The organism is Rhodopirellula sp. UH5 (assembly GCF_056839225.1).
In genome coordinates, this window is record NZ_CM166390.1 from 2,330,186 (window position 1) to 2,344,740 (window position 14,555).

7 protein-coding genes are annotated in these 14,555 nt (G+C 57.3%); 2 read left to right on the forward strand and 5 right to left on the reverse strand.

Going from position 1 to position 14,555, the window contains the following annotated elements; genetic code table 11:
* Positions 1–7: 7 nt before the first annotated feature.
* Positions 8–2,902 (forward strand): Hsp70 family protein, encoded by a 2,895-nt coding sequence (locus UH5x_RS08460; protein ID WP_482635399.1) that lies wholly within the window; start codon positions 8–10, stop codon positions 2,900–2,902.
* An 87-nt stretch (positions 2,903–2,989) separates the two neighbouring features.
* Positions 2,990–7,000, forward strand: coding sequence for an FG-GAP-like repeat-containing protein (locus UH5x_RS08465; RefSeq protein ID WP_482635400.1), 4,011 nt, complete (start codon positions 2,990–2,992; stop codon positions 6,998–7,000).
* On the opposite strand, the gene UH5x_RS08470 is transcribed toward UH5x_RS08465, so the two are convergent.
* The 5 genes from UH5x_RS08470 to UH5x_RS08490 all read right to left on the reverse strand — a co-directional run bounded on the left by UH5x_RS08470 (position 6,994) and on the right by UH5x_RS08490 (position 14,234).
* On the reverse strand, positions 6,994–7,848 hold the full coding sequence (locus tag UH5x_RS08470) for a TerC family protein (protein ID WP_482635401.1): 855 nt from the start codon (positions 7,846–7,848) through the stop codon (positions 6,994–6,996). The genes UH5x_RS08465 and UH5x_RS08470 overlap by 7 nt on opposite strands.
* Positions 7,849–7,941: 93 nt before the next feature.
* Positions 7,942–8,718 (reverse strand): sulfite exporter TauE/SafE family protein, encoded by a 777-nt coding sequence (locus tag UH5x_RS08475; RefSeq protein WP_482635402.1) that lies wholly within the window; start codon positions 8,716–8,718, stop codon positions 7,942–7,944.
* On the reverse strand, positions 8,715–9,128 hold the full coding sequence (locus UH5x_RS08480) for a nucleotide pyrophosphohydrolase (protein WP_482635403.1): 414 nt from the start codon (positions 9,126–9,128) through the stop codon (positions 8,715–8,717). The genes UH5x_RS08475 and UH5x_RS08480 overlap by 4 nt, the downstream gene beginning before the upstream one ends.
* A 19-nt stretch (positions 9,129–9,147) precedes the next feature.
* Positions 9,148–10,266, reverse strand: a complete 1,119-nt coding sequence (locus UH5x_RS08485; RefSeq protein ID WP_482635947.1) for an FG-GAP-like repeat-containing protein — start codon at positions 10,264–10,266, stop codon at positions 9,148–9,150.
* A 440-nt stretch (positions 10,267–10,706) separates the two neighbouring features.
* Positions 10,707–14,234, reverse strand: a complete 3,528-nt coding sequence (locus tag UH5x_RS08490) for a mechanosensitive ion channel domain-containing protein (protein WP_482635404.1) — start codon at positions 14,232–14,234, stop codon at positions 10,707–10,709.
* Between the last annotated feature and the right edge of the window lie 321 nt (positions 14,235–14,555).

Sequence of the window (14,555 nt, forward strand, 5' to 3'; positions counted from 1 at the left end):
AGACGGCATGAATTCACGCGTCCCATCGTCCGAACCAGACGACCAGCTCCCCTCACGCTACTGCATCGGCATCGACCTCGGCACGACCAATTGCGTGCTGGCATACGTCGATACCGAAGCCACGGGAACGGAATCTGATCCCAAACATCCCTCTTCCCCGGAGAGTGTCTCGCAAGACGAAGCGAGGGAAGGTGCGAACACGGACTTTGCCGTCCGCACGTTTTTGGTGCCTCAATGGGTCGATCTGGGCGTGGCGGAATCCAGACCCACGTTGCCTTCGTTTCACTACACGCTTCACCCGTCAGAACAGCTCCCCCACAGCGACGCCCATCCGTGGCTGAACCCAACGGACGCTGGCCTGGCATCCTGCGTCGGTGAGTACGCCCGCGTGGCTGGCCTGCTGCATCCCGGACGTCAAATTGCTTCGGCCAAAAGCTGGCTGTCTCATGAAGGCGTGGATCGCACCGCGGACCTACTGCCATGGCACGGAGATCACGATGTTCCACGCCGCTCTCCCGCCGACGCATCGGCCAGCTACCTGAAACATCTGGTCGATGCTTGGGACGCGGCACACCCCACGCATCCGATGTCCCAACAAGACATCGTCATCACGTTGCCAGCCTCCTTCGACGAAGTCGCACGTGAACTCACCATCCGCGCCGCAAAGATGGCTGGGTTGCCCCGCATTCAATTGATCGAAGAACCCCAGGCTGCCTTTTACGCATGGCTGGATCGGCACCGCGACGAATGGCAAGAATTGGTTCAGGTCGGCCAGCTCATCCTGGTCTGCGACATCGGCGGAGGCACCACCGACCTGACCCTCATTCGAGTGCGTCCTGCGGACAAAGACGATCAATCCAACGTGGTTCAGTTCCACCGCGTTGCCGTGGGAAAACACCTGATTCTCGGCGGAGACAACCTGGACCTGGCCGTCGCGAAAGCAGCGGAAGACAAACTTGGACGCACGCTGTCACCACGGCAATGGCAACAACTGTTGGCTGCGGCACGCCAAACCAAAGAAACGTTCCTGTCAGAACCGCGACCGGAGTGCACGACCATTCACTTGCCCGGCGAGGGCTCCTCGTTGATCGGTGGCGGACTCAGCGTTGAGATGACCGCAGAGGAAGTCGACGCTCTGTTGCTCGACGGATTTTTCCCCGACGTCGAGATGACCTCGGAAGTCGATTCGCAACAGAGCGGATTCCAAGAGGTTGGCCTGCCTTACGCAGCGGACCCCGCCGTCACCAAACACCTCGCTGAATTTCTTCGCGAACATCGTCGCACCGGTCTGGATGACCAACCGGCAGACGCGGCGGATCTCGTGGACAGCGACCAAGTCAACTTGGTCCTCTTCAACGGTGGCGTGCTCACCGCGCCGGCGATTCGCAAACGAGTGGTCGGTTCGCTGACGAAGTGGTTTTCCGAACCAGCCGTCTTGGAATCCGCTCGCTTGGATCTGGCAGTTGCTCAAGGTGCCGCCCACTACGCCATGGTTCGTCGGGGGCACGGGGTTCGGATCGCCGCGAACCTGGCGCGAACTTACTTCATGCAGATCGAACAGAACCCGCCGCGAGCCGTGTGCGTGATCCCCGCGGACGCGCAAGCCGGGCAATCTTATCGCATCGACCAAGTCCCAATGGATTTGCGAGTTGGCGTGCCCGTCAGTTTTCCACTCTGGGTCAGCAGCACACGTTTGGCCGACCGTCCGGGTGACATCGTCGACATCGACCCCAACACCATGACCGCGTTGCCGCCCATCCAAACGGCACTCAAAGATCGCAAACGCCGCGACCAATCCACGATGCAAATCGTGATCGAATCAGAACTCTCTGAAATTGGCACCGTTGGACTCTTCTGCGTTTCCAATGACAAACGATGGCGGCTGGAATTTGATATTCGGGGAACATTGGAAACCGACCGAGAATCGCACGACTACGTCGGTGAATCGGCCGGGATCGTCGATGAAGAAACGCTCGATGAATGCCGGCAGCTGATTTCACGTGTCTTTGTGGACGGATCGCTCAAGCCCTCCCTGCTGATCAAACGCCTGCAAACCACACTGGGCAATTCTCGCGATCAATGGCCACCGGCGCTCCTGCGTCAATTGTGGGAAACGCTGATGGAGGTTCAAGACAACCGCCGACGCTCACCCGCCCACGAGTCGCGGTGGTTGAACCTGGCCGGTTTCGCGTTGCGTCCTGGATATGGCGTCGCGGTCGATGACTGGCGAACCTCTCAGACCTGGCGAATGATCTACGGAAAGATCTCCCACCCGGACCATCAAGTCCGCGCTGAATCCTATGTGATGTGGCGACGCATCGCGGGCGGGATGACCGCGGGCCAGCAAAGCCAACTGGCGACATCGCTGGGCAAATGGCTGCTGGCAGGAACCAGCAACCAGGACATGGCCGAAGCCAATGAAGCGTGGCGTACCATCGGTTCCCTGGAATGGCTTCCAATCGATCAGAAACGAAGCTTCGCAACCGCCGTCATGGACTCGCTGGATCGCAAGAAAGCGTCGCCGCTGTACCCCAGTTTGTTTTGGACGCTTGGCCGTCTCGCGTCTCGCGTGCTGGCATATGGGCCGCTGAATTTGATCGTCCCAGCCACGGACGTCTCGCACTGGATCCAAAAACTCGCTCATTCTCGCTCGCTTGAAACCAAGGACGACGCAACCAGGCGGCCAGCCGCATTCGCGATCACGCAGATGACCCGACGCTGCGACGACCGTTTTCGTGATGTCGATCACCCCACACGTGACCGCGCCCTGAGTCTGCTGGATCGGCTGGACGCCCCGGATCACTGGACCGAACTGGTCAAGAACGGCGGCCAACTCGACCACGAAGAACAACAGGCTGTCTTTGGAGACACCTTGCCGCTGGGAATCGAATTGCGAGGGTAGGCAGATTCGATCGTCTGCCGCATCGAAATCTCTCGCATTTGTTAGACTGCATCCGCTCTCGAGCTCGTGTCAGTTTGTTTTTCAAGGATGCTATCGGTGACTTCATCTCAATCCCCCGCCAACCAGCAATCTCCGGCCAACAAACAGCCCACTTCCAGCGTCTGGGGGATCGCCCTCGTCGCTCTTGGTGTGCTCGCTGGGGCAGGGTATTGGTTCAGTCGCGGGCCAGCCGATGTTGCCGACGATGACACCCTCACGGAGGTCGACGAAGATGCCAATCAGCTCGCGTCGCAGAACCTTGATCTGAACCGAGTTGCGCTGGCCTCGATGGAGAACTTGGAAACCGACCAAGCCGAAACGGCATGGTCCTCGCTCTCCAAGACTCGTCCCGAGGATCTCTCGATCGCCCTGAACCGGGCCCTGAACCGAGCCCTGACGATCGACGAATTGACGGCCGTCGCCACTGACGCCTCCGCCAAACAAGACGAAAAGCAGGCTGCCCGTCAGCGTCTGGCAGCGTTGCTATCCGAAACTCGCGGTCTGATCCAAAAGTATGTTGAACTCGGTGGCGATTCCAATCTTGCCACATGGATGAACGCCCGCGTCGATCTGAACGAAGCCAAACTGCTGCCACGCTCGGTGATGCAGTCCATCCGCAAGGAAGTTTTTGCGAGACTGATCGAATCGATCCAAAACACAACTGAAAGCGACGGCAGCAAGAACAATTCCATTTTATTGGCGGGCACGCTGACCCAAGTCATCGATGTGTTGGAAGATCCCATCCGTGGGATTCCGGCGACGATCCTGGCTCCCGCCGCGACCGCGTTGACACAGCTTTCCGATCAACAACCCAACAACCTTTATCTGGCGGTCCGAGCCGCCCGCCTTGGAATCGCGAATCAATCCAAATCAGCCGTCGATGCGATCCGGCGGACACAAACACTGGCCGCGTCGATCGAACCCACCCTTCGCCAACAAACCGCCCCGATCGGAAAGACACCTGGTGAATTGGTCGATGGAATTGTGGCCTCGGTGGAAGCCGGTGAATTTGAAGCTGCCGACAACCAAATGATGCTCTGGTTCAATCTGCTGAACTCAACCGAGCTGATTAAAACCGATCGTCGTCGAGCGTCACCACACCCCTTGGATCTGATTCAGTTTGAATCCCTGCGTCGTCTGTCTGCGCAAGTTTCCGAGCAATCTCGCATCCCATCGGCCTCAGGAGCGTTGTCTTTTGCAGTGGAATCACTGAGCGTGGAGGCCGCGGCGGATTCCGCCGATGGAAAACTCCCTGTGCCGGCCGAGATGATTCCCATCGACGCCAACCTCGATTTCCGAATGGACTTGGTCTCGATGCACCCCGGCGAGGACTCCGCGCAGTTGCTTCTTTGGATGCAAGGTGACGAGGGCTGGCAGAACCACGGAACCTTGAACGTGGACGGCCAGTGGACCGGCATGATGGTCGCGGATCTGTTCATGGTTGACTCCAGTTCATCTGGGCGGCTTCGGCAAAACACAACCTCACGCAGCCACAATACAATTCGAAGTCTGATCCTCTATGGCGACTCGGGCGCTCAATTGGTCGTTGTCGACGGAAGAGACTTCGGCACCCCCGACGCGACGGCTGACAACACGCTGAAAACGGACACCGCCGACGGGCTGGAGACACTCCAGAACGTCCACGCAATGATCAGTGGCGACTTCGAAGGCGACGGTGACCTCGACCTCATGGCCGCAACTCAGCGGGGCTGGGAATTGCTGGTCAATCGCGGCAACCGAACGTTCTTCCCGTTGCCGACGAATGACCAACAAGCAAGCGAGTGGGACCCAAAGGATCCCCCCGTCGCTTTCGCGATCGCGGACTTGGATCGCGATTTGGACCTGGACGTCGTGACCGTTCATCCTCAATCCGGTCGCGTCGGCTGGATCGAAAACTTGCTTCACCTGCAGTTTCGCTTCTCGTACTTCGACGACATCCCGGTTCTGCCAGGAGTCGATTCGCTGGCCATCGAAGACATCGACGGCAATGTGTCCTGGGACATCGTGCTGGGGTCGCCTGAAAAAGGCCAACTCGTGTTGTCGCACACCGGCGACATCGGTGTCTGGCGAGTGGATGCGGTCACACCTTTCTCCTGGCCGACAACGGAAGACGCAACACAGCCAACGGCACCCCAACCAGGCTCACTCATCGTTGCGGACTTGGACAACGACAGTTTCTTCGAATGCCTTCGTGGCGGAATCGCCTCCTCCGCGCTGGAACTTTCAGCCACCTCGATTTCCGAAGATTCGCCTTCCGCTTTCGGCCCGCAACAAGAACTGCAATGGAAAAACGCGACCGACCATCCAGCGGTTCACATTCGCTCGGCCGTCGACTTCGATGGTGACTTGCGTCTTGATTTAGCGGGTTGGTCGGAAGCGAGTGAACCCCAAGCATCCACCATTTCCATCGCCTCCAACGCAACGAAACTGGACGGCAAGGCCGTCTCCGTTCGCTTCAAAGGCATTGATGACAACAATGCGAACAGCGGACGAGTCAACCACTATGCCGTGGGCTCGGTTTTGGAACTTCGGTTTGGCCCGCACTATCGCTCTCGCATTGTTACGGAACCCACCACCCATTTTGGGCTCGATGGCCTGGTCGGCCCAGGGAACCTGCGAGTCATCTTCCCCAACGGCCTGACGCAATCGGTTCCCAAGATTGAACCTGGCGTCATGATCGAAGAAGAACAAACGCTCAAAGGATCTTGCCCTTACCTGTATGCCTTCAACGGCGAGCGATTTGAATTTGTCACCGACTGTTTGTGGGCCGCGCCGCTGGGACTGCAAACGTCCCCCGGTGTGGTCGTGCCTGACCGACCTTGGGAACACTTGCTGGTCGAAGGAAAGTTCTTGGCCCCCAACGACGGAGCCTACGAACTTCGAATCACGGAAGAGCTTTGGGAAGTCGCCTACTTCGACCAATTGGGATTGGCCGCGATTGACCACCCCGAAGACATCGTGGTGTTCACCAATGAGAAGGTGGGCCCACCCTCGATCGCCGAACCAACGATCCACGCCTTCGATCAATCGGAACTTCGCCCGATTTTGAAAGCCACCGATACCGCGGGAACCGATGTCACGTCACTCCTCCGCGAAACGGATGGCGAGCACGTGCAAGGGTTCGAACACCGCTTTCGACAAGGCCTCTGCCCGCCCCACTGGATCGACCTGGACCTCAGTGATCGTGTCTCCAATGAGACCTCCGGGGATGCAAAAATCCATTTGGTTCTCAACGGTTGGATCCTTCCGACAGACACCTCGCTGAACATCCAAATTGACCAGAACCCTGAACTTGCATCGCCCGAACCTCCTTCGCTGTGGGTCCCTGATGACGCCTCTGAATCCGGCTGGAAAATGGCCTCGCCTTTCATTGGGTTCCCTGGCGGCAAGAACAAAACCATCGTGGTCGATGTCACCGATTTCATGAACCGAGACGACCCTCGCGTGCGAATCCGAACCACCAACCAGATCTATTGGGACTCGGCCGCGGTGTCCGTTCGCACAGTGGCCGAGATCGAGCGACTCCGTGACCTGGTGGACGTGCGACCGCTGCAACTGCAGTCTGCAGAAGTGGCTTGGCACGGTTTTTCTCGACGCATCCACCCCGGTTCCAAACAACCCGAGACCTACGACTACCAAACGGCGCAGGATGCTCCGCGATGGCCGCCTCTGGACGGTCCACTGACCCAGTACGGCCCCGTCGAGGACTTGATCGCCGACTGGGATGATTCCATGGTTGTCATCAGCGGCGGCGATGAGATCCGGTTGCGTTTCGCGGTTCCCAAGGAACCACTGGCCGCTTCCAAGCAACGCGACTTCGTCTTGCACGGGGTGGGTTGGGACAAGGACGCCGACCTGAACACGTTGGCTGGTCAATCAACGCTGCCGTTGCCATTTCAATCCATGAGCAAGTACCCGCCCACCACTTCGCAGATCAGCGAGGCGGCCAATTCACGTCAAACCAACGCCAACCACCTTTCGCGGGAACAACCGTTCCGGCAATTCTGGTCGCGTGGCGAGATGACACCGGAGCGTCGAAGCCAAGCACAGGCTCACTGAGCGGGCTGGACGGCCACTTTTTTCGTTGTGCGAAGGTTCAAAAACTCGACCATCATTGAGAATGCCATCGCGAAGTAAACGTAGCCTTTGTTGATCGGCGTTCCGACGGCTTCGCTGAGCAGCACCACCGAAATCAGAATCAGAAACGACAACGCCAACATTTTGACAGTCGGGTGCTCCTGAACGAAGTCACTGATTTGATTGGCAAACGTGATCATCACCCCCACACTGATCACCACCGCCGCGATCATGATCGGCAGGTGCGATGCCATCCCGACCGCAGTGATCACGCTATCAAGCGAAAAGATCACGTCCATCACCGCGATCTGAACCAACACCGAAGTCACGGTCACCGGTTTTCGCGATTTCACCGCCGCATCGGCCTCGGGCAAATCCATGTCCATCTGCGGATCGTCGTCGTGCTCCCCTTCCACTTTGTGGTGAATTTCTCGAACCGCGGTGAACATCAAAAACATACCGCCGAACAACAAGATCAAATCGCGACCGCTGATCTCGTTGATCTCAGGGTCGGCGATCAAGTGCTCTTTCAGCGTCTCCACCGGGACCAGCGACGACAGTTCAAAAATCGGCGACTGCAGACTCATCAGCCAACCGATCATCAACAGCAGCAGGATGCGCATCCCCATCGCGAGAAACAATCCAAACCGCCGAGCGAAGGAACGTTTCTCGGCGGGCAATTTACCGGTCAGAATCGCGATGAACACAATGTTGTCGATGCCCAACACGATTTCCATCAGCGTCAACGCGAACAGCGCAATCAAGGATGGCACCGACCACAGCGGCGCTTCCGCCGCGACCTCAACCGACGACAAAATCAGATCCATCATGGGACTCACAAAAGGACTTTCAAACCCGCAACACAAATACAAGACGCAGCCATTCGGCTCAGCCAACCTGACACCGTGACATTCACTTAAAAATCAGACGGGCGACAACCAAGGTGCGGCCAAACCAGCCACCCCCATGAGCAATAACAATGCCATCGTGATCCGCCGTAGACGTTGCGTCCCCAAGGCCGTGCCGACTTTCAGCCCGACCAAGGTGACGACCAGCAAAAGAGGGATCGCAGCGGCAGCAATCAACGCCGGTGGAATCACACGTGAACCGAAGAACCAAGCCAGCACGGCGATCCCCGGTGCCAAACTGATCAGGTACATCGAGAACAGAAACCCACGCATTCGCCGTGTGTCCCAGTCATGAGCTTGCACCCAAAGCACCATCGGCGGCCCGCCCATCCCGACCAAACCCTGCAAAAAACCTGAGAGCGGGAACACGAGGTAGCTCCACATCGGATCGACTTGATCTCGCGGTCGAGGTCGAAACAACATCGTCGTCAGGGTGGCCGTCAACACCGCCGCGCCGACGACTTGCCGCAACGTCATCATCGAAAACGATTCCATCCACTGCAGCGTCAACACGCCCAACGGCAAGAACAGCAAACGCGCCGCACCCGGCCACACCAGGCGTTTGGGCTCCAGCGAATCCCGAAACGAAATCACTCCCCACAGATTCTGAGGGATCGTCGCGACCAACAACGACGTCTGGGCTTCTGGAATCGAATACCCCGCCCACAGCAGCAAGGGCACGATCACCAACCCGCCCGCGAATCCTGCGGCGGCTTGCACGAAGATGCCCAAGCACAAGATGCTCACCAAACGCCACGTTTCCGGCTGAGCCAGGATGTCAAGAAAGCTCACTTGGATTCCGGCGACTCAGATCTTGCTGCTTCCCCGTCTCCCACCAGCTTCGCATTGTTGCGATGCCGAGACTCATCCCGTTTGGTTTTCTTTTCGAGGTTTCGCCGCAGGGCGTCCGTCAAATCGATGCCCGATTGATTGGCCAGGCAGATCACGACGAACATCACATCGGCGAGCTCATCGGACAACTCCCCCAGCACCACCCCCGACTTGGTGGACTGCTCGCCCTTGGTGCGTGAAAGGATGCGAGCGACCTCGCCAACCTCCTCGACCAACTGAGCCAAATTGGTCATTTCATCAAAGTACCGCACGCCAATGGTTTGAATCCATTGGTCGACCTGTTCCTGCGCGTCCGCAATCGTGATGGCCGGAGAAGGGGATTCAACGGGGTCCGTGGAAGATTGCGTCATCAATGGTTTCGAGCGAGCGTCAGGGTTTGGCTAACAAGAGGTAAGTGCCGCTTTTTCCGGCCACTGCCAGGTCCATTTTGCCGTCGTCGTTCAGATCTTCGGCAATGATCTGCAACCCGGTTCCCACGCGGCCTTCGTCAATCACGTGCCGCTGAAACGATTTTGACGCAACATCGAACGAGTACCAGTACAGACACGGAACTTCTTTTCCGCCCGGATCGTTTCCGTTGTGAGCGTAGTAGCGTTTGCCGGTCACAAGATCCTTGCTGCCATCACCATCCAAGTCCACCCAGATCATCGAGTGTGGCTGGCTGAACCGACGATCAATTTCATGCTCTTTCCACTCGATGGATCCCGACTCATCCACCCCGGTGTTCTCCCACCACTGCAATCCGAAGTTGTGTCCTTCGCCATAGATCAGGTCTTGGTCGCCATCTTGATCGATGTCTTCGATCAGCATTGGCAAACTGGCGTGCAATTTCCAATCTTGGTGGGCGATCCACGGTTGTCCCCATGGATCTTCGGCGGGTTGCTCATACCATCCCCAACCGACCAGGATGTCGTTTCGACCGTCGCCGTTGATGTCGCCGACGCCAATTCCGTGGCCATTGAATTGTTCTCCTAAGACCTGACGTTTCAGTTCATAGGCTGGCTTTCCGGCCTCCTTCGATTCGGTCGGTTCAAGCCGCCAAATCACCGTCGGAACCTCATTCTTCCAGCTGTTCACAATCCATTCGGGACGGCCATCGCCATCGATGTCCTCGAACAATTGGCCTTCGTTGGCGGAGGCCCCTGTGTCGACCAAAGTGGACTCGGGCCACATTTTCCCCAGTTGCAACGCTTCGTCGCCTGGATTGCGATACCACTTCACCTCGGTGGGTAAAAACGATCCCGCAATCACATCCAACTTCCCGTCGGAGTCAACGTCAAACAGGTAGTCGCCATTGCTCTGAACGTAGCCGTTCCAGTCTTCGATCGCTCGCAAGGGACGAGGAGCCCAATCGCCGTTGCGAAACCAGTTGCGTCCGGCGACCAAGTCGGTCTTGCCATCGCCATCGACGTCCCCCGCGGCGATGCCTTCATTGGCATCCAGGGTCAACAAACGAATCTCAAACGCCAACGCCTCTTCCGCTGACAACTCAGCGACCGGGGCCGACAATGATCCGAGCAAACAACAACCAGCAAACAAGGTACGAAACCGCATCAAACAATCACTCCAGAAGAAGAACGCCACTTTTCCTGGCCATTGTAGTTCAAAGCGGTCTCACGCAGGCATTGCCATCGCAATCCGCTGGCTGAGGTCGTGCAGTTTTAAACGCGGTGCCAGTAACGCCTTGAGAACCCCGCCCGTTGGCAACGGGAGGGGTCGGAAAGCGAGCGTTCAGCGAGATTTCCGGGGGAGGGCAGTGCGTGCCGCTCCCCATGCTCGGCCCTCACCCTCGCGTACGCCTGAACGGCGTCGCTCTCCCCAAACTTTGTTTCGGGAGAGGTGCGCCATGTGGAAATCTGCCGAAAAGCCGCACCAGAAAACGGCACGATATCGGCTCCGGAGAGGGAAGAATATCCGAGCCGAACTGATCAGCTCTTCTGAGACGTCCCCAGCCGTTCCAGCAATTCGGGTGGCAAGGAACGCAGATGCAAGTCGCGTTGAGGGAAAGCGATCTCCAACCCTGCTGCATTGAAGCGTTTGTTGATCTCCGTGTGCAACTCATGAATGGTCTTCAAACGATCATCCAGCGTCGCCAGATAACACCTGAGCACCAAGTTCAGGGTCGAATCCCCAAAGCCCTCGAATGTCACCACCGGACCGGGATCCTTCGAGATTTTGGGATGCTCATCGCAAATGGTTCGCAGCAATTCACAGGCGACTTCCGTGTCACTGCCGTAGGCAACTCCCACGTTGACCACAATCCGGTTCGTGCTGTCGGTCAGAGTCCAGTTGACCAGTCGCCCGGTGATCAAATCCTTGTTGGGGATCACCAGTTCCTGGCGATCCCAGTTGGTCACCGTGGTCGCACGAATTCGAATCCGAGCCACCACGCCCGTCGTGTCGCCGAGCGTGACCACGTCGCCGACGCGGATGGGCTGTTCGAACAACAAAATCAAACCGCTGACGAAGTTCGCAAAAATTTCTTGCAACCCAAACCCGAGGCCGACCCCCAGCGCCGCAACCAGCCACTGAATGTTCTGCCAGTGCAGTCCAAGCGCCTTGGCCGTCATCAAAATGCCAAAGGTGATCAACGCGTAGGTCCCGAGCGTCGTGATCGCGTACCGAGCCGGTTTGTCCAACGGCAACCGTTCCAGCAACACGCCTTCAATCAAGCCAGGCAAGTTCCGCACCGACACCCAAGTCAACACGATGATCGGGATCGCAAAAACAATGTTCTTCAGCGTGACCGGAGAAACGTTGCCGTCACCGTCGGTGGTGGTCCACCCCAGTTTGACTTGGTCCAAGTACTCGACCGCGGGCAACACCGGCGACCACACCAACGCCACCCCCACCAAAGCAACGATGAACAGAATGGTCTGCAACAATCGAGTTGTCTGTGCATTGATTTCGGAGGCTTCCATCGAAGTGCTCGGTTCGATTTCGACTCCGCCCGCTCCCAAACGCTCCGATTCTTCCAAGCGTTCCCTGTGAACTGCCATCGTCAACCGACGGCGATTGGTCAGCAGCCAACGGTTGACGAATCCGCTGATGTAGTAAGTCAGCAAACAGAGCCACAGCGTCAGATAGAGTTGTTCGACCAAGACACGCGCACCGCTGCTCAGGCCAATCAAGGCGATGAAAGCAAGGGCCAGCGGCACCACCAGGATGAATCCAAACCAGATGTACCTCAGCCGAGACATCCAACCGTTTGGATTGAGCTGAATGTGTTTGGAAAAGACTCCTGTGGCGGGCGAAAACGATCGCCACAACACGACGCTGACCAAAATCATCCCCAGCACCAACATCACGCGACTCAGCGCCGCGGCGGCTTGCCAGCGACCGAGGTTCTCTGCAATGCCGTAGAAAATCAAAAGAGGCACGCCGATGTCGATCATCAATCGCAACCATTTTCGAAGCGGCCCGATGGACGTTTCATCGGCACCAAAGTGCGCCACGGCCAACCCTTCCCGACGCAGACATTGACGCAACAATTCAATCGGAGTCACCGCCACCGCCGCCAAATGAAATGCCTTGGCCGTGGCCCGGACAATCGCTTCACTGGCACCCGACGCCAGCAACGCGTCCCCGAGGATCCACAGCAACCCGACCAACGGCAGCACCAACGCCCACGACAGCACGGTCGCCGCCAAAGTGGGTTTCAAAGAGACGCTTTGCCGACTGCGGGCACGTTCCCCGTGCGTCGCGATTCGTCGACGCAAGCGTGCCCCAGCGTAAAGAATCGTGAAGATTGCAATCATTGCGATCGCGATCAGCTCGGGGCGATTGAGCAGCCCCTTGAGCACGCAGCGTCCGATGAGCAGCAAATTGTCGGGGTGAACAATCGCGCGAAAGACCTGCCATGAAACCACCAGGTCGTTCAACCGAAAGGCTGGCTGACTTTTGATCCAGACGATTTTTGTATCGATGATCGAATTCAGATTCAGAACCAGCCTTTGCTTTTGCTCCAGCTGGCTTTGCAGGCTGACCATCTGAACGATGTAGTCGCTCAAATCGGAGATGAATTTGTTGACCAACCGAATTTCATCTTCAGTCAGTTTTCCTTGTGGCATCGAAACGCCTTCGATGTTCTCCAGTGAGAGCCCGATCGATGAGTTGTCCAGAATCCCTTCCAGGGTCAACTCCAATTGCGTTTGAAGCGCCCGATTGCTCTCAATGCTTTGCCGCAACTCGGTAATGCGAGCACTGATGGGCGTCAGGGCAGGGAGTTTGTTCTTGAGCAACAGCAACTCGACCCCCAACGTGCTGGTCAACCCACCGGACGTCGCGATGTTCTCTTCAATGTCCTTCTCGATTTTCGTGCGGCGTTCGGACAGCTTGTCGAGTTCCGCCCTCTCGTCGTTGAGCGTTCGGCTGATGCGATCTTTCTCGCCGGCGATCCGTATCCAGCGATCTTGGAGCGATAAGATCAATGAGTCTTCGGGGTCATCGCCCTTGGCTTCCAATTGCCGTTTGAAATCTTTCAGATCCTTGCCGATTTCGCTTTGGCGTTTCTTTGCCAAGGTTGCCGACCAGGCTTGCGCCTTTGCTTCCGCTTCGGCCAATTCCTTTTCCGCTGCCGTTTTCATCAACGGCAAGAGGTCGCCCTGTGATTCGAAGAGCGTCTGCTGTTGCTGATACGCCGCCAAACGTTGGCGTGCTTCTTCCAGCTTTGCCTTCAGTTCAATCTCCCGAATATGGCGCAAACGTCCGTCGGGATCATCATTGATTTCGCCGATCGTTTCGCCAGACAGTCGTTCAATTTCTTTCCGGGTCTGAACAATTTGCTCGGGCAGTTTCTCCAAGGTCTCTTTCCGAGTCGTGATGTCCGACTCGATTTTCTGCAACTTGCTACGCGCAGCATCCAGGCTGAGGCTGGCTTCCGCTTGTCTCTGCTGAATTTGCTCAATCGCCATGTAGCGATCCGCTTCGATTGGCGTGACCACAACTTCTTGTGCGGCGAGCGTTTTGTAACGTTTCTTTTCTTCCGCGATCGACAGCAGCGACTTTTCATACGATGCCACGCGATTGCCGAATTCTTGCCGCGCGGTCAAGATGGCCTGCAGACTCTTGAGAGACTCCAGCAACCGATTCTTCAACATCGGATCCAAGATCGCGTCGTTGTTCACGGATTCAATTTCCGCGACAACCGCTTCCACGCTGCTCAGGTCGTTCTTCGGCTTGGGAGTGGCTTCTGCGGTTCCCCCTCCGGTCGCCGCGGTGCCAGACGACTCATCGGCTTGAAACGGTGCGTAGGCCGCGACCTGCAGAATGGATTGCTCGGACGCTGCTGGCGTTGGAACGGCCGACGAATTTGGAACAGCGCCCTGACCATTCGCTCTGCACGCAACCCCTGCACAGAAGCAAATCGCCAGTCCCCAGCCAAGCGACTTTGATATCGCAGACTGCCGAACAGTTCGAGAACGACCGGAGCGAATGGATGGTCCGTCAAGGAGCATGGTGGATCGTCGAAACGAGGGGTCGGTGAGCGCTGAAAATTACGTTGAAACCAAGCCCGGCGAGTGTCTCGAAAAGCAGCACACGACCGAAAGCCCAAACCCGGGCGCCCTCGTGTTTCAAAGCCTCAATTTCCCGAGAAGGTTCTCAACCGCGGAATACACGCCAGTGTCAAAGTCAGTCAAAGTCAGTCAAATCATGTGCCAATTCAGTCCGAATGCTGAAAATGCAAGGTCGTACGTTGACTCCGAGCCCTCCGTTTTGGTAGCTGCGTCGAATATGAACCAGTTTTTCCCGCATGTAGAAGTCCACCCCGCTCCAAC